Annotated in this window: 21 protein-coding genes and 1 pseudogene; 12 read left to right on the top strand and 10 right to left on the bottom strand. The window is 35.3% G+C overall.

The features are described from left to right. Positions 1-492: 492 nt before the first annotated feature. Complete coding sequence (locus SAGCYANO_RS18660; protein ID WP_202221437.1) at positions 493-1,281, bottom strand: class I SAM-dependent methyltransferase; 789 nt, start codon at positions 1,279-1,281, stop codon at positions 493-495. A gap of 276 nt (positions 1,282-1,557) precedes the next feature. Between SAGCYANO_RS18660 and SAGCYANO_RS18655 the strand changes: the two genes are divergently transcribed. The 4 genes and pseudogenes from SAGCYANO_RS18655 to SAGCYANO_RS18640 all read left to right on the top strand — a co-directional run bounded on the left by SAGCYANO_RS18655 (position 1,558) and on the right by SAGCYANO_RS18640 (position 4,591). Next, positions 1,558-1,875, top strand: a complete 318-nt coding sequence (locus SAGCYANO_RS18655) for a hypothetical protein (protein WP_202221436.1) — start codon at positions 1,558-1,560, stop codon at positions 1,873-1,875. A 132-nt stretch (positions 1,876-2,007) separates the two neighbouring features. Continuing rightward, entirely contained in the window at positions 2,008-3,075 is a 1,068-nt protein-coding gene (locus SAGCYANO_RS18650; protein ID WP_202221435.1) for an RNA-guided endonuclease TnpB family protein, read from the top strand. Positions 3,076-3,225: 150 nt separating this feature from the next. Then, a pseudogene (locus SAGCYANO_RS18645) lies at positions 3,226-4,152 on the top strand (adenylate/guanylate cyclase domain-containing protein); the annotation flags it as partial. 193 nt (positions 4,153-4,345) lie between these two features. Continuing rightward, on the top strand, positions 4,346-4,591 hold the full coding sequence (locus SAGCYANO_RS18640; RefSeq protein ID WP_202221433.1) for a transposase: 246 nt from the start codon (positions 4,346-4,348) through the stop codon (positions 4,589-4,591). Here SAGCYANO_RS18640 and SAGCYANO_RS18635 read toward each other — a convergent pair. The 5 genes from SAGCYANO_RS18635 to SAGCYANO_RS18615 all read right to left on the bottom strand — a co-directional run bounded on the left by SAGCYANO_RS18635 (position 4,581) and on the right by SAGCYANO_RS18615 (position 8,739). Then, positions 4,581-5,087, bottom strand: a complete 507-nt coding sequence (locus SAGCYANO_RS18635) for a pentapeptide repeat-containing protein (RefSeq protein WP_307785925.1) — start codon at positions 5,085-5,087, stop codon at positions 4,581-4,583. The two genes, SAGCYANO_RS18640 and SAGCYANO_RS18635, sit on opposite strands and share 11 nt — an antisense overlap. A 453-nt stretch (positions 5,088-5,540) precedes the next feature. Beyond that, the gene (lspA, locus tag SAGCYANO_RS18630) at positions 5,541-6,026 is read right to left on the bottom strand and encodes a signal peptidase II (protein WP_202221432.1); all 486 of its coding nucleotides are present in this window, start codon (positions 6,024-6,026) and stop codon (positions 5,541-5,543) included. 273 nt (positions 6,027-6,299) lie between these two features. Next, positions 6,300-6,884, bottom strand: a complete 585-nt coding sequence (locus SAGCYANO_RS18625; protein ID WP_202221431.1) for a biotin transporter BioY — start codon at positions 6,882-6,884, stop codon at positions 6,300-6,302. 367 nt (positions 6,885-7,251) lie between these two features. Then, positions 7,252-8,343, bottom strand: a complete 1,092-nt coding sequence (gene bioB / locus SAGCYANO_RS18620) for a biotin synthase BioB (RefSeq protein ID WP_202221430.1) — start codon at positions 8,341-8,343, stop codon at positions 7,252-7,254. Between the two features lie 69 nt (positions 8,344-8,412). Next, positions 8,413-8,739, bottom strand: coding sequence for a hypothetical protein (locus SAGCYANO_RS18615; protein ID WP_202221429.1), 327 nt, complete (start codon positions 8,737-8,739; stop codon positions 8,413-8,415). Positions 8,740-9,041: 302 nt separating this feature from the next. Here SAGCYANO_RS18615 and pstS (SAGCYANO_RS18610) point away from each other — a divergent pair, with 302 nt between their 5' ends. The 6 genes from pstS (SAGCYANO_RS18610) (at position 9,042) to SAGCYANO_RS18585 (ending at position 17,085) form a co-directional block, all read left to right on the top strand. Then, the gene (pstS, locus tag SAGCYANO_RS18610; RefSeq protein ID WP_202221428.1) at positions 9,042-10,127 is read left to right on the top strand and encodes a phosphate ABC transporter substrate-binding protein PstS; all 1,086 of its coding nucleotides are present in this window, start codon (positions 9,042-9,044) and stop codon (positions 10,125-10,127) included. 1,421 nt (positions 10,128-11,548) lie between these two features. Next, entirely contained in the window at positions 11,549-12,640 is a 1,092-nt protein-coding gene (gene pstS, locus SAGCYANO_RS18605; RefSeq protein ID WP_202221427.1) for a phosphate ABC transporter substrate-binding protein PstS, read from the top strand. Between the two features lie 697 nt (positions 12,641-13,337). Further along, complete coding sequence (pstC, locus tag SAGCYANO_RS18600) at positions 13,338-14,312, top strand: phosphate ABC transporter permease subunit PstC (RefSeq protein WP_202221426.1); 975 nt, start codon at positions 13,338-13,340, stop codon at positions 14,310-14,312. 186 nt (positions 14,313-14,498) lie between these two features. Then, positions 14,499-15,461, top strand: coding sequence for a phosphate ABC transporter permease PstA (gene pstA, locus SAGCYANO_RS18595; protein WP_202221425.1), 963 nt, complete (start codon positions 14,499-14,501; stop codon positions 15,459-15,461). A 619-nt stretch (positions 15,462-16,080) separates the two neighbouring features. After that, on the top strand, positions 16,081-16,902 hold the full coding sequence (gene pstB, locus SAGCYANO_RS18590; RefSeq protein WP_202221424.1) for a phosphate ABC transporter ATP-binding protein PstB: 822 nt from the start codon (positions 16,081-16,083) through the stop codon (positions 16,900-16,902). A 3-nt stretch (positions 16,903-16,905) separates the two neighbouring features. Then, a complete protein-coding gene (locus SAGCYANO_RS18585; protein ID WP_202221423.1) occupies positions 16,906-17,085 on the top strand; it encodes a hypothetical protein in 180 nt (59 codons plus the stop codon). Positions 17,086-17,475: 390 nt separating this feature from the next. On the opposite strand, the gene SAGCYANO_RS18580 is transcribed toward SAGCYANO_RS18585, so the two are convergent. From SAGCYANO_RS18580 to SAGCYANO_RS18570, 3 genes are all read right to left on the bottom strand, one after another. After that, the gene (locus SAGCYANO_RS18580) at positions 17,476-17,796 is read right to left on the bottom strand and encodes a MazG nucleotide pyrophosphohydrolase domain-containing protein (protein WP_202221422.1); all 321 of its coding nucleotides are present in this window, start codon (positions 17,794-17,796) and stop codon (positions 17,476-17,478) included. Further along, positions 17,789-19,270, bottom strand: coding sequence for a response regulator (locus SAGCYANO_RS18575; protein WP_202221421.1), 1,482 nt, complete (start codon positions 19,268-19,270; stop codon positions 17,789-17,791). The genes SAGCYANO_RS18580 and SAGCYANO_RS18575 overlap by 8 nt, the downstream gene beginning before the upstream one ends. Positions 19,271-21,248: 1,978 nt before the next feature. Next, positions 21,249-23,447 carry an ATP-binding protein gene (locus SAGCYANO_RS18570; RefSeq protein WP_237396324.1) on the bottom strand — a complete coding sequence of 733 codons (2,199 nt, stop codon included), beginning with the start codon at positions 23,445-23,447 and terminating at the stop codon, positions 21,249-21,251. A 1,122-nt stretch (positions 23,448-24,569) separates the two neighbouring features. Here SAGCYANO_RS18570 and SAGCYANO_RS18565 point away from each other — a divergent pair. Beyond that, entirely contained in the window at positions 24,570-24,785 is a 216-nt protein-coding gene (locus SAGCYANO_RS18565) for a hypothetical protein (protein ID WP_202221420.1), read from the top strand. A 973-nt stretch (positions 24,786-25,758) separates the two neighbouring features. Here the strand turns inward: SAGCYANO_RS18565 and SAGCYANO_RS18560 are convergent. Next, entirely contained in the window at positions 25,759-25,941 is a 183-nt protein-coding gene (locus SAGCYANO_RS18560; protein ID WP_202221419.1) for a hypothetical protein, read from the bottom strand. A gap of 120 nt (positions 25,942-26,061) precedes the next feature. Here SAGCYANO_RS18560 and SAGCYANO_RS18555 point away from each other — a divergent pair, with 120 nt between their 5' ends. Continuing rightward, on the top strand, positions 26,062-26,325 hold the full coding sequence (locus tag SAGCYANO_RS18555; protein WP_202221418.1) for a hypothetical protein: 264 nt from the start codon (positions 26,062-26,064) through the stop codon (positions 26,323-26,325). Positions 26,326-26,628: the final 303 nt, after the last annotated feature.

Here is a 26,628-nt window from a genome sequence, read left to right as displayed (position 1 = left end):
TCAGTAAGCTTTTTTCACCCAAAGCCTAAAACCTTATTAAATTTAACTTTCACAGGACTTACCGAAAAATTGTGGTTTAAAGCCTCCCCTTTTAAGGGGATAATAAGCGGTCGTTTGCGGAGCAGTCCGTTAGGATGGGATGGATGGGTTTCCTAACCATATCCAATCGACCAAGAGAAGAAAAATTTTCATCTCTTTGTCAATCCTCTTCTTTTCAAGGAGAGGTAATTATTAATTATTCATTATTCATTATTAATTGTTGAAGCACGCATATCAAATAATACACAATTTGTAAGAGGTTAACGGCCGTTAAACCCTACTAGATGTGGTAGTTATGCGTAATTCCTGTTTCAATAATTCAAATCATTGCTGAAAATCTCTACTTTTATTCTGAAACATTATAATATTATTGGTAATAAAAAATTGGGCATGATTTTGTAGTTTATTTCCTTATCAGTATATTAATAAATGATATTAAACACAGAAATCATTCTAAACAAAACCACCAAATACTGCCAATTTATAATATTTCCAAGGTACAGCTACAGGTACAAAATTGGCAGTTGTTAACATCTCCAAATGAGCAGACAAACTAGCTAATTGGTCTTGATTAGAAGAATAACCATGAGGGTTGCTAGTACCCATTTGGGCACGAACCTCTGCTAAAGTAGTTCCTTGACTTATTGCCCACTCCTGCTGTATCTCTTTAAACACCTCTGCTAATTCTGTAGTTGCAGGCAAAACAGGATCGGCATTCCAAAAACAGCCTCCATAATTTAAGCTTTTGTTAATCTTTTGAAATAACTTTAATTTCATACTATCACTCAGATGATGAATAGCCAGAGATGATACACAAGCATTAAAACCATCACTAATAGGGGATAATAAATCAGCGTTATTTGCCCACTCACCAAAATCCATTTCTATTTCAGTCCACCTATTTGTATACCCAGCAGCATCAATCTTAGTTTTGGCAAATTCTAGCATTCGTGGAGAATAATCCACCGCTACTATCTGTGCATTAGGATATTTATGTAATAGCTTTAAACTTAGTTCCCCAGTACCACAACCAAGTTCCAAAATGCGATCGCAATTTTTTGGTACACAACGCACTATGACATCCAACATTTCATCATATCGTGGTAATAAATGTCGAATACCAGTATCAAAATTAACAGGATGACTGAATACCTCTCCTGGAAAAATATTTTGCTTTTCTAAAGGTAAATCTTGAGAGTCGAAAAAATTTCTCAAGTTGCTTTCTGGATTAAGACTTTCCATCAGGATTAATTAATATGAGACTATAGCTTTAGATATCTTAACAAATTCTGTTTTCTAGCTATAATTGATTAAAAACATTTAAGTGTATTTAATACTAATTCAATAAAATAATGTTACAAATTAATGACTGGAAATTCTTGTCAGGTATAGACCTTTCCATAGCAGTAATTTTGAAAATTGGTATAACAGGTTTTTAAATTAGATGAGGTACACCAGCGTCAATAAGTGCGAGGATGTCATCTCATAATGTATAAAACCTTAAGCATTTTGGCTGATATGGCGCAACGAATTTTTTTTAGTTTGGGTATTATGTGTAAACTCATTCATAGAGTAAAAACTTTATTCATCCAACAACTCTACAAACGTACAGCATTAGTGTTAAGCATAATGTTCTGCATAGGTATTGTTGCTGGTCTGTGGAATACACATCTTCTCTCATCTAAGCTAATTAAATCAAAGGTACTGCAAAATGCCAGCCACTATGCCCAGACTATCCAAGCAGCTCGTACACTTTATTCAGAAGTAGCAACTCGTGCTAAAACAGTTGAAGGTATTACTATCACTCACGACTATAAAAATATAGAAGGGGGCTAACTACTGAAGCAGAATAACTTGACAAAGTTAGACAAATGTTAATAAATATTTAAAATATGCTGATTGTATGCTATCATATATTAAAGTTTGACTGTATTATCAAAGACTTTCTTTCATAGCTTACCAGTTCAAATGAAATCAATTAAGACCAAGTTAAAAGTTAACAATTACCAAAAAACCATACTTGCCAAACACGCAGGTGTGGCTCGTCATGCTTATAATTGGGGATTAGCTACTTGTATTACTGAGTACGAAGCCACCAAAAAACGCCCTAGTGCTATCACTTTGCATAAGCGTTTAATTGCTGAAGTCAAAAGTGAGAATCCTTGGTATTACGAAGTATCTAAATGTGCCCCTCAACAAGCCTTAAGAGATTTAGAAAGGGCATTTAAAAACTTTTTAACTATTCCCAAACGTGGGTTTCCTAAGTTTAAGAAAAAAGGGAAAAAAGATAGTTTCTATCTAGAAGGAAGTATCAAAATCCAGAAAGGAAACTACATAAAACTACCAAGAATAGGAATAGTAAAAACTTATGAAGTCTTACCTTCTGTGCCAGTGAAAAACGTGATAATCTCAAAACGTGCGGGTAATTGGTATATAAGTTTTAAATATGATCATCAATCAAATCCTACTACAAAAGAACGAGATATTATCGGTGTAGATGTGGGTATAAACGCCCTAGCAACCTGTAGCGATGGAACAAAATTTGCTAACGTTAAAGCCTACAAACAAAGTCAAAAACGACTAACTCGTTATCAACGCCGTGTCAGCAAAAAAAAGCGAGGCTCCAAAAACCGAATTAAAGCCATCAAAAAACTAGCAAGACTGCACAAAAAAGTGGCTGACATCAGAGCTGACACACTCCATAAACTCACAACATGGTTAGCTAAAAACCACAGCACCATAGTGATAGAAGATTTGAATGTAAGTGGAATGCTCAAAAACCATAAACTAGCAAGTGCTATAGCAGACTGTGGGTTTTATGAGTTTAAGCGTCAGCTTATATACAAGTGTGAATGGTACGGCACTGAGTTAGTAATAGCAGATAGATTTTACCCAAGTTCTCAAATATGTTCTCATTGTGGGCATCAACAGAAAATGCCTTTACATGAGAGAACTTATAATTGTGCTAACTGTGGATTTCAAGCTGACAGAGACTTTAATGCTGCTGTTAACCTAGAAAGCTATGTGAATAAGTAGGTGAAGTTCTCACCGATTTTAAGCCTGTGGAGAAGATAAGTTACAGACTGCGGTCAGTGGTCTTCTGTGAAACAGGAAGCTAGCTCCAAAGCTCATGCAATCATTCATGGGTAAGTTTGGGTAAGTTTAGTAGAACGGCGTCCTTCATTTCGATATGCTCAAGCAGATATTATGAAACCAAGTTGCGTTAGTTGTCATAATAACCACCCAGATAGTCCTAAAAAGGATTGGAAAGTCGGAGATGTTAGAGGTGTTTTGGAAATTACTCAACCACTCGATCGCATCATTAAGACAACTAATGCGGGATTACGAGATACATTTTTGACCTTAGCAGGATTGTCTGTATTAGGAATTATTGGCTTGACTTTAGTAATTAGCAAACTTCGACAGACTTCAAAAGAATTGGAGAAACGCGTAATTGAACGCACAGCAGAATTAGCAACAGAAAAAGAAAAATCAGAATCTCTACTACTAAATATTTTACCAGAACAAATAGCGCAAAGACTAAAGCAAGGACATCATCAAATTGCTGACGGATTTGCAGAAGTGACAATCCTATTTGCTGATATTGTTGGTTTTACTCAACTGTCAGAAAAAGTTCTACCAGAAGATTTGGTAATGTTGCTCAATAAAATTTTTTCAGAATTTGATAAGTTGAGCGATCGCCACGGGTTAGAAAAAATTAAAACTATCGGAGATGCTTATATGGTTGCTAGTGGTCTACCTATTCCACGATCAGACCACGCCGAAGCTGCCGCAGAAATGGCTCTTGATATGCAGCAAGAAATCAGCAAATTTAATTTACAGCATAATTTTGAACTCTGTATCCGCATTGGTATTAACACCGGACCTGTTGTTGCTGGGGTCATTGGCACGAAAAAGTATATTTACGACCTCTGGGGTGATGCAGTGAATACTGCCAGTCGTATGGAATCTCATGGAATTCCCGGCACGATTCAAGTTTCTACAAAAACTTACGATCTTTTACATAATCGGTATATCTTTCAGGAACGTGGTGCCATAGCAGTTAAAGGCAAGGGTGAAATGAAAACCTATTTATTGATTGGCAGAAAATAATTAGGGTTTGCTGAAAAAGTCTTATGGTGATTATAGGGAACAGGGAAGAGGGAACAGGGAAAAGTTTAGACTATCTACTACGGCCAAATTTTCTGATACTCAGGGGAAAGATATGAGGATTTTGAGACTAATTGAGCCAAAAACCTTATACTTTTTCAGCAATCTTTAACCCTGGAAGCCTGAAATTGAAGTTGTGTATGAAAAAACAAATCACTCACAAATACATTCAACATCTGTAGCCGGAATAGACTTAGCGATTGACAGTAAGGTAGCTCTATCTACAAATAAGCCTGGTATCAAACCACTGCTGATTAACGGGAAGCCACTAAAAAGCGTCAATCAACTATATAACAAGCGTAAAGCTAGGTACCAAAGTCACCTCAGGAGAAATAGGAGATTAAAAAAGAACCTCAATGTCTCAAAATTAATTAGAGTTTAGGAGGACACCCCAAACTATCGCGGGTACCTACTCCTGTAATAGGATTAATTCCTGAAGCATTTTTACACATTAATTTTACCTGATAGCGGTCTACTATTGCTCCAGAAAAATCTGCTCCTGTCACCACTGCATTACCGAAGGTGCTACCACTCAACATGGCATCTGTAAAAATAGCATTAGTTAAGTCAGTCTGATCGAAAGTGACTCGATCTGCAAAAGTATCAGTAAAATCTGCTTCACTTAAGTTTGCCCGAAGAAAGTCTCCTTTAGTGATAATTGTTCGTTGCATATTTGCTCCTTGAAAATTTGCACCCCGCATTTCTGCACCTGCAAAGGAAGTACCATGCAAATCTTTATTAGAAAAATCTCGATAGTTTAAATCTGTGAGAGTATAGTTTACGGTATTTTCCTGTGCTTGGGCTGAATCAATATGAATCGGCAAAATACCTACGACAGCCAATATTAAGACCAATACTAAAAATCCTGTTTTCACCACTACAATTACTCCTCCCAAAGTTGAGTATAACTAAACAATTAATATACCAAATTAGAGACAATCTTAACGAAGTCAGAAGTTAGAAGTTAGAAGTCAGATAGGCGTAAGGGAAGCGGTTAACGAAGTCAGAAGTCAGAAGTTATATCATGTCCGGATAATTAGTGATAAAAAAACTTTCTCCTTATTTTCTTCTTTCTTCCCTTCTGTTTGCGGAGCATTCCGTAGGAAATTCTGAGTAGTTTATTTATAACTGTTCAACCGGACATGATATTAGAAGTCAGAAGTGGGAAGACTTTGTAGAGGCGATCGCGCCCTTTAGAATTTAACCGTATAAAAGTCAATTTACAGCAGTCGCCATTACTACATTTGATATATCAAACGCCAAATTTTTAGTTATCTAGGAGAGAAGGAAAAATTTCTTCCTTCTTACTTCTTCTTTCTTACTTCCTTCTACTATTGCGGTCTACGTTTTGGTCTTCCACTAAAAAATGTAGCAATGAGTAAACAAACAATACCAATATTAATCGAAACATCTGCCACATTGAACACGGGAAAATCTATGAGGCGAAAGTGTATAAAATCTACAACATAACCCAAAATGAACCGATCAATACCATTGCCCAGTGCCCCTCCTAAAATTAAACCGTAGCCCAGTTGTTCCCATTTCTCAAATCTCGGCCCAAATAAAGCCCAGGCCATGAGGCCAAGACTAACAATCAAAGACAACCATCGCAGCCAATATACTCCACCATTGCTAAATAAACTAAAAGCTGCTCCGGTATTAGTAACATAGGTAAAGTGAAATACACCAGGCCACAAAGCCAGACTTTCTCCCAGTTGAAAATTTTGTACCACCCAAAATTTAGTCAAGTGGTCTAGCAAAATGCTAATAATAGCAGCTATCCAGAATAAAAGATTTTTCTGAAAACGTAATTTCAAGGTTAACGATTACTATATTTATTTTAATTTCCCTGACAATTTAGCAAGAACTTTTTAAGTCAGCATTGATATTATAAATTTATTTTTGGTAAAAGGGAACATATATAAATATTTTTGTAGTGGAAAAAAATTTAATCTTTTTGATTTTATAATGCTACATATTTAATAGACATCTTCAATAATCAAAAAGAAAATCAATTATTGCACATAAACTATCAATTCTTTCCTCCTACTCCCTACTCCCTACTCCCTACTCCCTCTTTTCTGAAAATTCTAATAAAATAGTAAACGTCGTAGTAAATAAGCCATCACTGCTACAGCACATATAATTCCTAGTTGTCCTGGTAAAGGAAAAATAGAAAATCTATAGATAGCTTCAAATAAAGATAATGAACCTGCATCTTTCCAGCCGAAAATACTGCTAATAATTAGATAAGTTAATCCAGTTACATGAATACTTAACAAACCAAGTAAACAACTAAAAGTTAATGACTCTAGCTTGGGATATATTTGAAAAGCTAAATTTCCACATATCCATGCTCCAGGAATAAAACCCAATAAATAACCAAAACTAGGTTCTCTCAAATAGCCTATACCACCGCCTTGACTAAAGACGGGTAATAAAGTTAGACCTAAAAATATATAAGCAATTTGAGAAATAACAGCAGCATTTTTTCCACCCAAACAACCGACAAACAAAACAGCACCAACTTGGTAAGTTACTCCTAACGAAAAAGTTTTAACTTCTTGTTGTTCCCAAATCCAAGTTGGACTTGCAAAAGAGGCAGGTAAAAATGTTGCAGCAATTGTCAAGAGTAAACCTGTAATTGCCCAAAGTAATTGAACTGTAATTGTCACGGCAATTAACAATTATTTCTTAAATATAAATAATTATTCTACCAGATACATCAAGCCCGGAAATTCTTGGTAAAACCAGGTAAAACCGTTCATAGCAACGTGACGGTGCGAAGCCATCAACGCAGGCGGTATCTCGCAATGCTTTGAGGAAAATCCCCAAAGCGCTATTTTTTGACCTATTTATGGCCTACTCACATGAGTATTTATTTTGCGCTTTCTTTTTCAAGACTTGGCAACCATTAGGGATGACTCAAAGTCGGGATCGAAATAAGGCGATACTCAGTTGTCAGTTATTTTCTAACTTCTATCATCACACCATTTTAAGGAAATTGCCAGGGATTCTAAAATCTAGTAATGCACCTCAAACCTAATTAGTAGGAATAGGAGCTTCCCCACCTTTCAGTCCTAGAGATTCAAGCATGGCTTGGTCTGTTTCTGGAGGTTGGCCAAGAGTTGTCAAATAATGGCCAATCAACATAGCATTAATACCAGCCTTTAAGCCCAAGGCTTGCAATTCTCCCATCACAGCCTCCCGGCCGCCAGCATAGCGAATAATTTGCTCTGGTAAAATCAGACGGAAAATAGCGATCGCCTTCAAAGCATCGTAGGGGTCTAATCTAGGCAGTTCACCTAAAGGTGTACCTTCACGAGGGTTTAATAAATTTAAGGGTACAGACTCAACCTGCAACTCTCGCAATGCCAAGGCCAAGTCTATCCTGTCTTCCCAAGTTTCTCCCATACCAATAATACCTCCCGTACAAGCCTGAATACCTGCTGCTTTGAGGTTTTTCACTGTTTCTACTCGGTCATTCCAGCTATGAGTAGTTACTATTTCGGGGTAAAACTGTTCGGAGGCTTCCAAATTATGGTTATAGCGAGTTACTCCTGCCTCTGCTAATGCTTGAGCTTGTTCTGGTGTTACTTCTCCCAAAGCACAACAAGGCTTAATATTTGTCTCTGCAATAATTTGCCGTACTGTAGCCAAAATTTGCTCAAATTCTGTAGATTTAGGACTGTTATATTTAATACCTCTACCCTGAGATACTAAGCAAAATCTTTTAGCCCCACCAGCTTCTGCTGCCTTTGCTTGAGCTAATATTTCTTCTGTGGATTTGAGGCCATAAACTGGGGAAGCTTCTCCAGGATGATGAGCTGACTGGGAACAGAAGCTACAGTTTTCTGAACAGCCTCCTGATTTGACATTAATGATGCTACATAGGTCTACAACGTTACCACAGCAGGCTTTACGGACTCGATCCGCTGCTTCACAAAGTAGGAGTATATCTTCTTGTCCTGCAATCTGGGTCAGGGTAATGGCCTCTTCTCGGTTAAGACGATACCCAGAAATAATTTTATCGGCCAAGTTTTGTAGCCATGTCTCTAGATGCTGTTTCGTATCTGGTAAAGATAGGAAATTAGTATTAGTTTCTGTATTAGTTGATAGGGGTGCTTGAACCACAGCTAGCCTTATTAATTACAATATTTTTAATTCTGCGCTATTTTACCATCTTTTCTAATTTCTACGCCATTATATTGACTGCAACAAATTTATATAGCAGGGAAAAGGGAACATTGGCAAAAGCTTTTCTTTACCCCTACGTTGATGAGCCTTAGAAGTACGTATTGATTTGACTTGACCAGTTATTGAATCTAATTCTTTTAGCGCACCACATCCAAGTAATTCATCACCCTCCCAAGCAGACCATAAAGTAATTTCAGGCGAGCATAATGCCTCTAAATAATAATCAAAATCGTGAAAAATTATAGAAGGTATAATTTCTTTAATTTCTTCAAGATGTTCCCGGAGAAAGTCAGTAATCTTTTGACCTGTCAGGTCGTCTTCGCGAATTTCCAATCAATTGTTCTCCTTGAAAATTTACTTCTATTTCTGAGGTGAAGTATGGAGCAACTAAAAGTAAGTTAATCAGGAATTATGCAAAGGCACTATTTATAGAGTTCAGTAACTATTGGACAATAGTATTGAACACTATATATAGCTTATCTGCGTAAGTCCTATTAATTTTAACTTGGTATCTTCACTAATAAAATTTGTTAACTTTTATTTAACCTATTTTTTACCTATTTTTTACCTTTATATGTTCAACTTGCATTAATGTTATGTCTTGTGTTTAAAGTCAATATCACAAATTAATAGTTATGCCATCTAGTATCAATTTTAGTCAAATAATTCGTAATACTTCCAAAGTATCCTTAGTAGCTCTAACAATTGGTCTAGCTACTACAATTACAGGAATCAAATATGGCCTTGCTCAACAAAAAGTTTCCCTAGTTGGTGCTGGTGCGTCTTTCCCAGCTCCCCTATATCAGCGCTGGTTTGCCGATATGAGAGATAGTCGTTCGGATCTTCAAGTAGATTATCAATCAGTAGGTAGTGGAGCTGGTGTCGAGAGATTTACTAAAGAATTGGTAGATTTCGGTGCTTCTGATGTCGCAATGAAAGATGATGAAATTGCTAAAGTCAGTAGAGGGGTAATTATGTTACCTATGACAGCAGGTAGCGTTGTTTTGGCTTACAATGTACCAGGCGTATCCGACTTAAAATTATCCAGGGAAGCTTATGTAGATATCCTTTTGGGTAAAATTACAAAGTGGAATGACCCCAAAATTGCTTCTGCAAATTCTGGTGTGAGTCTACCAGACCTACCAATTACTGTAGTTCATCGTTCTGATGGTAGTGGTACAACCGGAGTTTTTACTAAGCATCTGAGTGCTATTAGTCCAGAGTGGAAACAGAAAGTAGGCGAAGGAAAAACAGTTCAGTGGCCTACAGGTGTTGGTGGTGCCAAAAATGATGGTGTAGCTGCTTTAATTCGTCAAACAGAGGGTGGCATAGGTTATGTAGAATTTGGCTTTGCGAAGAATGCTGGTCTCTCTACTGCAGCTTTGGAAAATAAATCTGGCAGTTATATAAAAGCTTCTTTGGAGTCTGCTAAGTCTACTCTATCCGCAGTGAAATTACCAGGAAATCTCCGGGCTTTTATTAGCGATCCAGAAGGTAGTGGTTCTTACCCTATTGTTACTTACACTTGGATGCTAATTTATGGCCAGTATGATGATGCGGCTAAAGCTCAGGGTATTGAGAAAATGATTGAGTATGGCTTAAATGAGGGTCAAAAGGTAAGTGCTGATTTAGGTTATATTCCACTCCCTGACAATGTTCGTCAGACAGTTGCATCAGCAGCGGATAAAATTAGCTCAGGTTACAAAATAAGTCTCAAGTAATTCCATAGCAGGGAAAGGGGAACAGGGAACAAGCAAAGGTGGGAAAAGTATTTCTCTCTTCGTAAGCATTCAGCTGTCAGCTATTAGCCAGCCTCCTAGGTCGGAACTGCGAACTTCAGCTATTGCTTTTAGTTTTAGATAAAAGCTTTACTAATTTAGGCAGAATTTATACTTAAGGAGCCATGATTGAATAAGTTGTACAAATTTTATCTGGGATAAATTGTGAAATATAGCTTCCATTAAAAAAACTGTTCAAGTTATTTTTACACGACTACTAACTATAAAAGCTGGCGCTCAACAGTCTATATTCATTAAAACCTCATCATGATAGCTGATAGCTGATAGCTGACTGCTAATAGCTGTTAGCTCCGCATTCCGCAGGAAATGCTTACCTCTCTTCTAAGAGTAAAATTGAAAATACTTGCCACTAAATACCCGAAATATCCCTTGGCAAATAATTGCTAATTTTTCAATTATTCAACCCTTATTGAAGATTTATAAGGGTTTATTTTCCCTAAAATAAACAGCCCCACATCTTAACGAAGTCAGAAGTCAGAAGTTATTTTTTTCAATAATTGATAATTGATAATGGATAATTGATAATTACCTCTCCCTAAAAGGAAGAGGATTGAATCAAAGGAAAATTTTTTCTTGTTTCTCCTTAAAAGGAGAGGCTTTAAACCTTAATTATTCGGTAACGAGGAAGTGATAGTTCAATTATTAAGTAATTAACACCCTAAGTCAATTACTTTTTTGATAATTAGCACCCTAATTATTGTTAATTATTTTTACTTCTCCCTTACCAAAAAATAGGGTCTAAAGCCTCCCCTTTTAAGGAAAAAAATATTTGATTCAGTATTTTCAAGCCTCTGGCTTTCCTGGGTAATGCTGCGCAAACAGACAGAGGTACTGATAACTAATGACTGAAATGACTCCCCCGCCCAATAAAATGTAGCAAGCATTATATCAAATTGGTATTAATATCAAATCCGGTTAATTGCACATAAAAAAATTCTCCAATCATCATAAGTAGGCTCATCTTTGTAATTCTCTCTCCTCCTGAGTTAAGCATTCTATAACTGTTTAACCGAACTTGATATAATTTAGGCTAGATGACCTACTACCATCACAACTTAATATTAACTATTTCCTATTTTTTAGCCAATTATTATCAATAATAGCCCTACGCATTTAGGTGTTTGATATGAATAAAAGCAGCAAATTCTTTTGTCTTTATCTGTTGCCTATTGCCTCACAGGAGTGCGCATTCCCTCTCTTGGTCAGCATTCCGCAAGCGAGCTGTCGCCTGTTGCCTTGTGCGTAGCGCTATATTAAAAACTATTAACCTTTTCTTAACCTGAGTAGGTTAAGCTTTCATCTATTCCTTTTAACGTATAGAGAAATATAGAAACCTGATAGTTATGCAATGTAATCTAAATCTTTTTGGAATAACTCGTATTATTGCTAAAATCTCTGCAGTAGCTTTGACAATTGGTTTAGCTGCTTGCGGTGGTGGCGGTGACACTGATGGTACAGGTGGAGGTGTTCAAGTAAACCTCGTTGGAGCAGGAGCTTCTTTTCCAGCACCTATCTATCAACGTTGGTTTCAAGACCTGAGTAATAGTGACCCTAACCTACAGGTAGATTATCAGTCGGTAGGTAGTGGTGCTGGTGTTGAGAGATTTACTCAAGAATTAGTAGATTTCGGCGCTAGTGATGTGGCAATGACAGATGAAGAAATAGCCCAAATAGGTCGGGGTGTCATTTTGCTACCGATGACTGCTGGTAGTATTGTATTAGCTTACAATTTGCCAGATGTTTCTGGTCTGAAGCTTTCTAGGGAAGTTTATGTAAATATATTGTTGGGTAATATTACTAACTGGAATGACCCTCAGATAGCTGCAATTAATCCCGATATAACTTTGCCAGACCAAACAATTACGGTTGTATATCGTTCTGATGGTAGTGGTACAACCGGAGTTTTTACCAAGCATTTGAGTGCTATTAGTCCAGAATGGAAAGAGAAAGTTGGGGAAGGTAAAACTGTTCAATGGCCAGTAGGTATTGGTGGTGCCAAGAATGATGGTGTAACTGCTAGCATCCGTCAAACTGAGGGAGCAATAGGTTATGTTGAGTATGGGTTTGCTAAGAATGCTGGTCTGAATATGGCTTCCCTGGAAAATAGTTCTGGTAATTATATAGAAGCTACTGCTAAATCAGCAACTGCAACTTTAGAAGCAGTAGTATTACCTGAAAATCTACGAGCTTTTATTACCGACCCAGAAGGAGATAATTCTTATCCAATTGTGACTTATACTTGGATGCTTATTTATGGTCAATATGATGATGCAGGTCAAGCTCAGGGAATAGAAAAAATGATTGAATTTGGCTTAAATGAAGGTCAAAAAATTAGTGGTGAAATAGGTTATATTCCTCTACCTAATAATGTACGTCAAAAAGTTTTAGAAACTGCCGATAAAATTAGCCCAGATTACAACATGACTCTCAAGTAGCATCAAATGAATTAAGGTGTTAGGTGTTAGGTAGGGGCAGGTTCCAAGCTATTCTTAATTGCTCAACATTAAATTTAGACGAACCCGTCCCTCCCCCCTAAAATTTGATGGGTTTTAAACCTCACTCATCGAGCAAGTGTTCTACACCTATCACCTGTGACGTTCTCCCTCATTAAGCTAGCGCTATAACGAGGGGTTCCCTCCCTCACAGAAAAGGGCTTCCTGCTTCCAAGGTTGAGTATCCTCTTAACCTCCACAGGCAGCAACGATGAGACCCACCGCCGTTTTGTACTTTCCAGTTATGTACTCACCTAGCTACCTTACTGTGATTTTATCAACTAATCGGAAATTACTAGGACTTCTGAGTTGAACCCCATATCTTGAGTTTCTCAGTCCTGAAGTCAGGTGCGTATTACCGCTACTCCTGATGGCATTAGTTATAGCATAATTTTTGTTACTTTACTCTAGAGGTGAGTTTTTTTGCAGGTCGCGATTCCCCTCCCATTAAATGGCTCGATTATAACGGGAGACCTAGAGCGACATTTAGTTGGATAATTCAGAATTATAAATTTAGTTCATTGCACTAATTTTGAGATAATATAACATCAAAATTGGTCTGATAAAGTCCCTGAAGTTGACTCAATAATTCCTTGAAAATGTATATACCTATTTGAGGTAGATAGAGGTAAAGAATTTTATGGTTGCACAATCTCAAGTTAAAAAATATAGTCGTTCTCGGACTAATACAGAAAGAAAGTTTGATGATGGTTTTATTACTGTTACTAAAGTTTTTGCCTGGAGTATTGCAGCTATTTTAATATTGATAGCTTTAACAGTAGCTTCGCAAGCTATACCAGCTATTAATGAATTTGGCTTTAGCTTTCTATTTAAAAGTGTTTGGAACCCTGTTGCTAATGATGGAAAAGGAGATTATGGCGCATGGCCAATGATTGTGGGAACTTTAATTAGTTCATTTCTCGCCTTATTTATTGCAGTTCCCCTTGGTCTAGGTACAGCGATATTTTTAAGTGAAGGATTTCTGCCTCCAAAAATTAGTACTCCTTTAACTTTTATGGTGGAATTATTAGCAGCTATTCCTAGTGTAGTTTATGGTTTATGGGGTATTTATGTTTTACTTCCTTTTATCAAACCAATTGAGGCTTTTCTAGGTAATTATTTAGGCTGGATTTTTATTTTTTCTCTTCCTAAAGGTGTAAGTGCAGGGGGTCCGGGAATGTTCCCGGCAGCGATCGTTTTATCCATTATGATTTTACCTATTATTACAGCAATTTCTCGTGATTCTCTTGCTAGTCTTCCTCCCGATCTACGACAAGCTTCTATGGGTATAGGAGCTACTCGTTGGGGTACTATTATTAGGGTATTAATTCCAGCAGCTTTTTCGGGAATTGTTGGTGGAATAATGTTAGGTTTGGGTCGAGCTATGGGAGAAACTATGGCTGTAACAATGTTAATTGGTAATGCTAACTCGATTAAACCTACTCTTTTTGCTCCGGCTAATACTATTGCTTCTTTGATGGCTAACCAATTTGCTGAAGCTTCTGGTTTACAACTTTCTGCTCTGATGTATACAGGGATAATTCTATTTATTTTAACCCTACTGGTAAATATATTAGCTAATTGGATTGTTAATAAAATTAAGGCAAAGTATTAATTACTGCTACATGAATACAAATTGATTTGAATCTGAATTAATAACTACTTTTATTACCGAAATATTGTGGTTTAAAGCTTCCCCTTTTAAGGGGATGATAAATAAAAATTTTCCTTTGAGTCAATCCTCTTCTTTTAAAAGAGAGGTAATTCTAAATTCTAAATTCTTGAATACCTTGAATTAATCATGGCAGACATTACCTATAACCAACAAAACTCTGAATCTATTGTTGTGAGTTTGAAAAGAAACCCAAGCAGACCAAGGGAAATATTCAATAAAGTGATGACTGTACTATCCAGTGCTTGTATTTGCATCACTCTTATTCCTCTATTTGCTGTATTAATTTACGTTTTTATTAAAGGAGTATCTCGTTTAAATTTAGATTTGTTTACTAAGTTACCACCTGCTGCTGGTCAAACTTCTGGTGGTATTGGTAATGCAATTTTAGGCACAATTATGGTAGTAGCAATTGCTAGTTTAATTGCTGTACCTTTTGGTGTTTTAGCAGCAGTTTATTTATCAGAATTTAGTGATGAGAAAACTGCCAGTCCAATTCGATTTGCTACTAATGTTTTGAGTGGTGTACCATCAATTATTGCTGGGGTATTTGCCTATAGTTTACTGGTACTATCTATGGGGCAATTTTCAGCATTTGCAGGTGGAGTTGCTTTAGCGGTTTTAATGTTACCGACGATTATTAGGACTACTGATGAGGCTTTACAAATAGTTCCTAGGGATATTAGATGGGCATCGGTGGGAGTTGGTGCTTCTAATTATCAAACTGTTTTACAAATAGTTTTACCGGCTGCTTTACCGGGTATTATTACAGGTATTACTCTTGCTATTGCTCGTGCTGCTGGAGAAACTGCTCCATTACTTTTTACTGTTGTTTATTCCAATAATTGGCCTCCCATTCTTAGTATTGAATGGGTTTCTTTAGTACCATTTTTGGATTTTCTGAAAGTACCATTACCATCTTTTGTATTTTCTCAAACAGTACCATCTTTGGCTTATTTAGTATATGAGTTTGCTCGTAGTTTTGATGTTGTTTTACAGGAGTTTGCTTGGGCGGGTTCTTTAGTTCTGGTTTTATTGGTTTTGATTACCAGTATTCTTTCTCGTTGGGCAACGAGTCAGAAAAAGTTTTGATTGAAGAAGGAAGAAGGAAGAAGGAAAAAGGAAGAAGGAAGAAGGAAGAAGGTCTAATTGCTTATGGACTCAAACCTTAAATAATATTCAATAAGGCAGAAGGCAGAAGGCAGAAGGTCTAATTGCATGGGTATTCAACACCCTAAACAATTTTAAGCACCGTGTAGTACGTTTGGGTACTAAACCTACCATAGAAAAGATAAATAATAGTGACTAATTAATGATGCTTTATTTATTATGCTTTTTGTCTATAACACGGAAGAGTGAAAAAATGTTTCTCCTTATTCGATTCATTATTATTCTATGTCCTAACCAATTAAATATTTGATATCGTAATATTACTTCTTTTGGTTAATTCATGAAATTAAATTATGCATTTCTAAAAAGCGTAAATTTTGTACCTCAATTTAATTAATTAAGGCGATGTTCAGCAATTAATAATTAATAATTAATAATTAATAATTAATAATTAATTATTACCTATCCTTGAAAAGAAGAGGATTGATGCAAAAGGGAAAATTTTTTATTTTTTATCCTTTAAATGATTGAGGTGAAGCTGATAGTTATAAGTAACAAATACACAAATAATTTTTAGACTAAATTTAGGAGGTAATATCTAATGCCAGAACTTCAAAAAAATGTTTCTAAACAAAAATCTGCCCCTGCTCTTTCAGCAGAAAATGTCAGCATTTTTTACGGAGATTTTAAAGCAGTTAAAGATGTTTCTATGGAAATTCCCAAGAATAAAGTAACTGCTTTTATTGGACCTTCAGGTTGCGGTAAAAGTACATTATTACGATGTTTTAATCGTCTAAATGATTTGATTAGTATTTTTCATTTAGAAGGTCGTATTCTTTATCATAATCAGAATATCTATGATTCAGATATTGACCCTGTAGAAGTACGCCGACGTATTGGTATGGTATTTCAAAAGCCTAATCCTTTTCCTAAGTCAATCTACGATAATATTGCTTATGGGGTGAGAATTAATGGTCTGGCTAAGTCTAAAGAAGAAATGGATGAGATAGTAGAGCGATCGCTACGACAAGCTGTTCTCTGGGATGAGGTTAAGGATAAATTGGGACAAAGTGGTTTTGCTCTTTCTGGGGGTCAGCAACAACGTTTATGTATTGCTCGTGCGGTTGCTATTAGTCCGGATGTGGTTTTGATGGATGAACCTTGTGCTTCTCTTGACCCTATTTCTACTATTAAGGTTGAGGAGTTAATTAATGAGCTTAAGGAAAATTACACTATTATTATTGTGACTCATAATATGCAGCAGGCGACTAGGGTAGCGGATGTAACTGCCTTTTTTAATGCTAAAGCTGCTGAGGGTGGTAAACGTTTTGGTTATTTGGTTGAATTTGACGAAACTCACAATATTTTCCAGAACCCAAAGGAAGAAGCTACTCAACAATATGTAAGTGGTCGTTTTGGCTAAATATTGAAGAAGGAAGAAGGAAGAAGGAAGAAGGAAGAAGGAAGAAGGAAGAAGGAAGAAGGAAGAAGGAAGAAGGAAGAAGGAAGAAGGAAGAAGGAAGAAAAAATGGATGGGGACTCAAACCTCAACCAATTGTCAACACTGTGTAGATGGTGGGGTATTAAACCCAAAATAAAAAGATAAATTTTTATCATTATTTTTTCTGGATTTGATACTCATCAAGTCCGGTTTTTTTATTAATCTCATGTTCGGTAGAACAGTTATAATTAGGCTCGTAGTTGGGCTTTAACCCTAATAGCTAATACCAATTTTATATGAGGTTGCATAGAATGATGAAATTCATTAAATCGATCTATCTTTATCTACGCTTACTTATGGTCAATTCTGCTTGAAATATTATTCTATGCAGCTTCATTTCAATTTGGTATAAGTATTGTAAAGGCTAAAGCCCAACTACAAACAAACATTTTATTATAAGTAATTATCCGCAATTCGTAGCTCCCCCCGGAGGGAGAACATGATATAACAAACTTTTTGAGGTAATTCTAAATTCTAAATTCTAAATTCTAAATTCTAAATTCTTGAATCCTCTGTTTTAGTAAAGCGTTTCTGCATTTTATCCAAAGAAGTTTCTACGATGAAATCCAAATCAATTTTATAGTATGAAGCAATCATACTGATGCAAAGTAATACGTCACCTAATTCCTCAGATAATTTATCTACAGTTTCTTCATCAGATTGAGAATTAAAAATCAGGTTTTTTTTAATTTCTTTCTCAACCTCTCCAGTCTCTTCAGCTAATGCAATTGCCCAATGCAATCTCTTAATTAATAGTGTTTTTTCAGCATGAAGATTATCAAAAATTTGGAATTGATTAGATTGATATTTATTCATCAAATTTCATTAAATTTAGGTTTTTTTCTTGCTCAATTACCTTCCTCCCTCTTCCTTCTTCCTTACCAAGTTTTTCCCGGCAACGTTCAACATATAAACTGGCAATACTATCAGTATAATTTTGCCTTGTCACTTGTTGAAAATATTCTAAAGCTGCTGCAAATTTACCTGCCTGCCAACCCTTAACTCCTTTCTTGAATATTGATAAGTTTGAAATTTTTTCTGCTTCTATAATATTATTTTCACTCCCCAATAATTCATAAATATTTATAGCTTTCTGCTTTCCACGAAGCGTCACTCGATCGATCCATCTATAATAAATTTTCTCAGAATATAAATTATTATTATTCTGTAACTTAGTGTCTGAATATTCTTCTTTATTAATTCTGCTACATTTATCTTCTATATATTCCCCTGTTTGACAGTTATTTTTACATATTTCTATCTCTGAAATTACTGGTTCACTTACAATAATTGAGCAACCATAAGTCTTCGTTAAATTTTCTAAACGTGATGCAGTATTTACCACATCTCCAATGACTGTAGAATCCATTCTTTTTTCAGAACCCAAAGTACCAATAACCCCCATACCTGTATGAATACCAATACCAATTTTTACAGGTTCTTTAAGATTGTATTTTTCATAATTAGCATTAAATTCTTTTAAATTTTCCTGCATCATCACAGCAGCTTTTAACGCATTAAAACTATGGCATTTATGTTTGTCAAATACTGCCATAATTGCATCGCCTAAGAATTTATCTATAAATCCTTGATGGGTAGAAACACAAGCACTCATTTGTTGAAAAAAAGAATTTAACCATTTAAAAGTATCTCGTGCATTTTGTGATTCAGCTATTGCAGTAAACCCTCTAATATCACAAAATAAAACTGTTAATTCTTCTTCTGTCGCATCTCCAAGCTGAATAGAATCTAATCCTTGAGGCGCTATTCTTGATAAAAATTGCTCTGGTACAAAAAGTTTAAATTTTTCCGAAATATGCTGATAAATTTTTTCTGATGCTAATAATTGAAGATTACTTTGTCGATTTGTCTGTTGAGTATTTTGAGATTTATTAGCTTGATAACGTATTTGATTTAGCTGCAAAATATTAGCGACTTTTGCCAGAAGTAAACGACTATTGAATGGTTTTGTAATATAGTCATCTCCCATCAATTCTAATCCTTTCAATTTGGAATTTTCATCATCCAATGCCGTTAAAAAAATGATGGGAATTGTTTCTAGTTGCGGGCTTTGACGTAGACGGTTACAAACTTCAAATCCATCAATTTCAGGCATCATTACATCAAGTAAAATTAAATCAGGATGAGAATTGCTGGCAGCTTCTAATGCTTCTTTTCCACCATTTGCTGATATAGTGACATAGCCTGCTGATGTTAATAGTTCTTCTAATAGAGTGACATTATCTGGCTCATCATCAACTACTAGAATAGATGACTGTTTGTTTGACATATAATTTAGTTAAATTGATTAGATTTGATGATCTAAAATTTTTGGATTTAATTTTTTATTTTGAAAGTATTTTGAAAGTAATCTGATAATATTCTGGGATTCAAGAATGCGCGAATTTAGAATGCGTGAATGCGCGAATTACCTCTCCTTTAAAACGGAATTGATTGACTAATCATGAAATTTTTTCTTCTCTTGGTCTCATGGATATGGCGTTTGCTACCGCAAAGCTTCGCTAACCGCGAAGCGTCCCGGAGGGAACGGAGACCCGCTCTTATCAGAGCCACTCCGAATTGCGCCATCCCACCCTACGGGAAGCTCCGCTACGACCGCTTTTTATCCCCTTAAAAGGGGAGGCTTTATACCACAATTTTTGGGTAAAATTTCGCAAGTGTAATGTAATTGAAAATTTATAAGTTGGATATTTTTATTTAGAACACTTGTTATCTAGTACTGAATAAATTTTTGAGATGCTCTAAGGAAAAATCTATGCTTTTAATAATTTTACTTTTGTGCAAAATATATAGCAATTCCCAAGAAGCGTGAGGTACAAAATTCGCAATTTTTAGGGAGTAGGGAGTAGGAATTTGGGAAACAGGGATTAAAGAAGTCAGAAGTCAGAAGTCAGAAGTCAGAAGTTAACCCACCCCCAACCCCTCCGAACCCACCCCTAACCCCTCCGGTGGAGGGGAGGGGAAGTAGGGGATGCGTGAGCAACTCTCCAAAAATATTTCGCCTTAAAAGGCAGGGTTTTAGACCCAATTATTTTGATAAAAAATAAGAAAAACAACTGTACCTCAGTAACTTGAAAAACGCTATATAATGTGACTAAATATTTACTATTTTTAGTTTAGCTTTTTTAACTAAATTCTCATATATTCAAAAAATGGTAATTAATTCTAGATATAATTTCTGATTTTTTTACAAAAGCATCTTTTTATGGTATTTAGATATAAGTTTTACTGAATATTTGGATTTGAGATTAATTGAACTTACACAAAACTGAGAGAATAGCAAAAAATCAATTATCTAATTCTTGGACTCCCCTTATACCATTTCTCACGCAAGAATGCTATGTATGATTGGGTGGGGAAGTGTGGGAAGTGTTGGAGGTGGGGGAGGGTTTAAAAGTAGGAAAAATAATTACTAACCGACTAATAATTGTCAAAAAAAGACTTTGAATCTTGGTAAATATTTGACTGTTGAAGTATAACTGAAGTATAGCATTACTTTTGAGAATTGGTATTACTCCCTACTGGACTGACACAGCTAAAACTGTGCAATAGATTGTTATTTCTATGTGTCTTTATCTCCACACCCTCCCCACACCGTGACTTGAGTCCGGGGATTAGTAAATTACAGCAGCTTCCATCAGGCGTGAGTTACGCCCATAGCAGTCAAGATATTCCTATTGCAGGCAAGAGGCCCACACTGTAGAAATTCCTTTGTTAATATCTGTACTTCATATACGACCGAATCTGCTGTAAAATTCTCTAAGCGATTAAGATATCCTCAAACCTATACAGGGAAATTTGTTGAGTTCAAAAATGGCTTCAGCTATTTTTGAGGTAATCGATATTTTATTCTTAATACTAATAATTGTTGTCAAGAGAATTCTTTAAACTTCCAACTAATTAATTATCTTGAAGTATAAATATTTTAAGACCAAATTGTAGGGGTTTTCAAATAAGCCAAAATATTCTCCTACTCCCTACTGCCTACTCCCTACTCCCTAACCCAAAATTATTTTGATAAAAATTACCGAAGAATTAATAATTAAATAATTAAATAATTAAATAGTTCAGGTTTAAAGCCTCCCCTTTCAAGGGGAAAAAAGCGGTCGAGGGATGGCGAGGAAACCTGCGCCATATCCAATCGACCAAGAGAATAAATTTTTTCCTTTTATTCAATCCTCTTCCTTTTAGGGAGAGGTAATTATCAATTATCCATTATCAATTATCAATTATTGAACTCATCTTTACTAAGTAGTCAGTAAAGATTTAACAGTAGAAATCATCTTTTCAATATTCAAAGGCTTACTAAGATAAGCCGATGCACCAGCATTAATACATATTTCTCGATCGCCAGTCATTGCCATAGCAGTTACAGCAACTACTGGTACAGACCCCCATGTGGGATGAGCTTTTATTGTCCTAATTAATTTCAACCCATCAACTTCTGGTAACTGAATATCCATCAAGATTAAATTAGGTAAATTTGGAGGAGTAACTAGAGAAGAATTAATTGTATTCAACATAGTTTTACCATCACTAATCAACTCAACAGTATAACCCTCTAACTCCAATACTTCAGAAATTAAAAGTTGATTATAAGGTTGATCTTCAACAATCAAAATCCTAGCAAGTCTTTCAGATTCTAGTTCTTTTTCCTCAATATTTTCAACCAATACTTGAGAACTTTCTTCAGTTTCAAAATTAACAATTAACTCCTGGCGCATCTCTGTTAATGGCAACCAAACACGAAAAACACTACCTTTACTAACCTGAGAACTTAAAGAAACAGTACCCCCATGTAATTCAGCCAATTTTTTCGTCAAAACCAAACCCAAACCCGTACCTTCATGTCTCCTAGATAAAGAAGAATCAACCTGTTGAAAAGGACTAAATAACATATTCCATCTATCTTCAGGAATACCAATTCCAGAATCTTTTACCTCCAAACATAAATAAGGAGTGCTAGGATTAATTGGAGAACAATCAGGTCGATAATCACCTTGAATTTGACTACCATAAGCTAAACGTCCACTAAGTTTAACTTGCCCTCCCTCTGGTGTAAACTTAACAGCATTAGACAATAAATTAATAATTATTTGCCTTACCCGACGTTGGTCTAGAAAAACTTGAGATAAACGATAATCTAATTCTAGAGATAAAGCTAACCTTTTTTTATCAGCTCGTGGCTGAATCATTTTCAAACAGTCAGTACAAAGTTCGTGAATATTTACTGACTCTAAATTTAGCTCTGTTTTTCCAGCTTCAATTTTGGATAAATCGAGAATATCATTAATTAACTGTAGTAAATGCTGACCACTTTTTTGTATTAGTCGAACTTGGTTAAGTTGGCGATCGCTTAACTGCCCAGATGTTTGTCGCTGTAGTAAATCAGAAAACCCTAAAATACTATTCAGTGGAGTTCTCAACTCGTGGGACATAGAAGCGAGGAACTCTGACTTTAATTGAGAAGAACGCTCTAATTCCTCATTTATTTGACGTAGATGTTCTTGAGACTGCGCCCTTTCTATGGCCACTCCTAGAGTGCGACAAGCTGCAAACAACATATCTTCTTGAGGAGCTTCTTGTAGTTTTTGCAGATTACGAGATTCTAGAGTTAAAACACCAATAATTGTCCCATCTGTGGCAGGAATGGGAAAAATTCCTAATTGACCAATGGCGGGATTACAAAATCCGGGTATAGCTTGAGGGTGAGAAGCATAATCTTCAACATACATAGGTTCACCACTTTCAACTACTTGCCACAAAAGTCCTTGGCCATAAGGAATGCCCTGTTTCAACAAACCTTCCATTTCCATTACTGCAGGTTCACCATAAGTGGCAATAAATTGAGAAGTAATTTGATTAGATATTGGCCCTGCTTGGCGATTTTCTCCTTCTCCGCTAATAACTTTGACATCTCCAAAAGCAGCATTCATTACCTCTACCAAATAATTGAGGGCAAATTGGGCAATTTCTCTTAAACTGTCCGAGTATTGCAGTCGTTCGTTGAGACCCAAGAGAAATCTTAATCTCCTCAATTCAGCATTCAGGCTATTTTGGGACTTTTGATGAGCAGTCACATCTCGAAAAGTTAATAAATGACCCCCATCTGATGTGAGAGTGCAGTCCACATTGAGACAAATATCGTTAGCTTGTTCTATATCTAGGAATAGATTTTCTGTTTCTGTGTTGAGTAGACAGTCTTTTAGTTGTTGACATTGTTTTGTTGACCAATAGCCTTGAGCAACTATTTCGGCAAATATAGTATCACAATGAGGCTTTTGAGCAAGCCACTCTGGCAATAGTCCCCAAATTTCAGCTAGTTTTTGATTAAATAAAATTAAGTGATGGGATTTATTAAATAGGGCAATGGCATTATCTATTTGGTTAAGGATAAGTTCTTGTTCTTGTTTTAACCTCTGTAAATCTATTTCAAAATTCTCCATTTTTATGACTTATTATTTTTTCCATTGCTAATTAGACAAGAAGGTCATTTCAGTTATCAGCTATCAGTACCTCTTTCAATAAGGAGGCTTTAAATCTGAAATATTCTCTTTTTTATCTCCTTAAAAGGGGAGGCTTTCGACCATAATTTTTCGGTAAGTTGAAGTTTCTTTACATAAGCTTACAAATATTTCTACTATTGAATAGTGATAGTGATTAGATTGTATGTGTGATTCTAAGCACACTCAAATAATTTTTAAATTGGTTGCTAAAATAAATATTAATAATATATAACTAGGGAAAGCTTGATTAAATAAAATATGAAACTAACTTGTCGCTGCCATGACTACTAAAATCAAACTTCAACCTTTAATATCAAGTCCGGTAGCATTAGTATTGTAAAGTAAGGTTCATTAATGAATAATGGATAATGGATAATTGATAATGGATAATGGATAATTGATAATTGATAATTGATAATTACCTCTCCCTAAAAGGGAGAGGATTGACTAAAAAGAAAAAATTTATTCTCTTGGTTGATTGGATATGGCGAGGAAACCTTGCCATCCCACCCTTCGGGAAGCTACGCAACGACCGTTTTTTCCCTTTTCAAGGGGAGACTAGCAAAGCTGAATTATTTAATTATTTAATTATTTAATTAGGGCTTGCTGATTAAATCTAAAAGTATTTACAGATAAAGGTAAGTGCCTTTTTGGAGCCTTTAAAAAGTGCCTAGTATCACGTCTAAAAACCTCAAAAAGTTAGTATTTTAGGCTCATAGTTGAGCAGAAAAATCATTCTTACAAAACGCCCGCTCCTACCTCCTCGCTCGTACCCATTTCTCCTGTCTCCTGTCTTCCCCTCCTGGGAGGGGTTAGGGGTGGGTTGTCTCCTGTCTCCTACCCTCACCCATAAAACTTTTTCAGCAAACCCTAATTATTTAATTATTCGGTAAGGAAGAGGGAAGACCGAAATTGGAAGAAAGTTTAAAGCTGAAAAAACTTAAATTGTCTGTAGATATTCCCGTTGTGCTTTAGGCGAACTATAAAGTACGGACATGATATAACTTGACTGTTAAACTACTATACAAATACTGATAAATTTGCTAAATCAAAATAGTACTTATGGATAGTCAAAATCTTGCCAAGTATATAGAAAAAACTGACAGTATTTCTAAGCCTTGGCTATTAATACAACTTCGGATTCAAAAATTAAAAGAGCGTCGTGCAGAACTTTCTCCTGAAGAATATACTCAAAAATTAGCTGATATTCATCAAGATTTAATGAATTTAGGAGAGTGGTGGGTTGGTATTGAAGATGAAGTTTTTGGTGTAAAATAATGAAAGATTCTCAGTTGTTTGGCATTTAAACCATATATTCAATTTTTGTCAAAGCTAACAACGGTGCAACTCGGCGTCGGCGATAGAAACAAAGGAATATAGAATCTAAACAATTCTTAGCGTCTATGAGTACAATAATTTTTTATACCATAGAAGTCCTTACTTAAATTGTGTGAAAATATCTAGCAAACAAGGAAAAAATATATCTGGAAACAAGAATAATAATTTCCTAATTTTGATATATTTTTTGATTTTTTACAAACGATTTAGGATTGCTATATATCCGGTTTACCGAATAATTAATAATTAATAATTCTGGTTTAAAGCCTCCCCTTTTAAGGGGAAAAAAGCGGTCTAGGGATAGCGTTTTGCTCCGCAACATATAAAGCGGAGCGGCTCTGTCAAGAACAGGTCTCCTCGCCATATCCAATCGACCAAGAGAAAAGAAATAATATTTCCTGATATTCAATCAAGAGCGGTTTTAACCAGAGATAATTATCAATTATCCATTATCAATTATCAATTAATAATCTATTTAGATAAACCGGATTTTTTCTTACATACTAACTGTCAAAGTGAACTATAAATCTGCTCCTGTATTTTCTAAGGATAAAAATCAGGTAAATTTTAACTATGTTTCTTAACTTCATAGCTTTTCAATAATTGATAATTGATAATTGATAATTGATAATTACCTCTCCCTAAAAGGAAGAGGATTGAATAAAAGGAAAAATTTATTCTCTTGGTCGATTGGATATGGCGAGGAAACCTCGCCATCCCTCGACCGCTTTTTTCCCCTTGAAAGGGGAGGCTTTAAACCTGAACTATTTAATTATTTAATTATTTAATTATTAATTCTTCGGTAAAAATTTTAATTAAATAAATTCAAGATATGAAATCAATAATTTCATCCCCCTATTCCCTATTCCCTATTCCCTGAAAACTGCTGCGAAGTCTAATGAATTGAAGAATGCTAATTATTCTCTGAATCTGGAAAAGTTCGTTTTAATTCATCAATCAAGTCATCAATCTCTTCTAGAGCTTGATTAATATCAATTCTAAGCGTACCCAAATCTGGTTTTTCTAGCAGCTTAACTAGAGATTCCCGCTTGCTCTCAATATTAGCCAGTCTTGCTTTGATTATCTGTGAGTCCATTTTAAATTCCTGATATACTCTTGTTAATACGATATTTTAGTTTAACTCAATAGTTAAATCTATAAATCTCAAAAATCTCTGGCTGTTGAAAAAATCATCTATAGATACTAGATACTAAAAATGTCTAATTTAGATCCAGAAAAGGAAGCTACGAAAATTGATAAGGCAATGTTAAAGCGAATTGATTCCCTAAAACAAGAGGATGAAAGACTATACAATATTTTAGCAATAGATGTTTGGGCACTAGCAAAAACAATGGATGAATTTCAACCTGGATTTTGGGCAGCTTTTATGAAAAATAGAGATAAAGCTTTGAAAAATTTTATGTCTGATACAGTTAAAAATAAACAAAAAAATGATGGTCGTCCACCTTTCCTTCATTAATACATACTGAATACTATTTAGGGGGAATTTAGATAACTTACTTAGTATTTAATACATCTCCATAGGTCTGATTTTTTGCTATTTTAAGTATGTTTTTGGAGACATAAATCAATCAGTAAATAGTAAATATATATAGAAACTCAAATCATTTATTCAATATTGAAAATTACTAGAATATGCCTAATTGCAGAAGTTAATCTTAAATATTTTTTATACCTCTATTCCTTATTTGCCGTTCCCGACTTTAAAAGAAGTATAAAATAACGAAAATAATAGTTGACCTCGAACTCATGGTGAGGGTAA

Source organism: Okeania sp. KiyG1 (genome assembly GCF_014132355.1).
In the GTDB taxonomy this organism is placed as follows: domain Bacteria; phylum Cyanobacteriota; class Cyanobacteriia; order Cyanobacteriales; family Microcoleaceae; genus Okeania.
The sequence above is the reverse complement of the archived record's forward strand: the minus strand, read 5'-3'. Positions and strand labels throughout refer to the sequence as shown.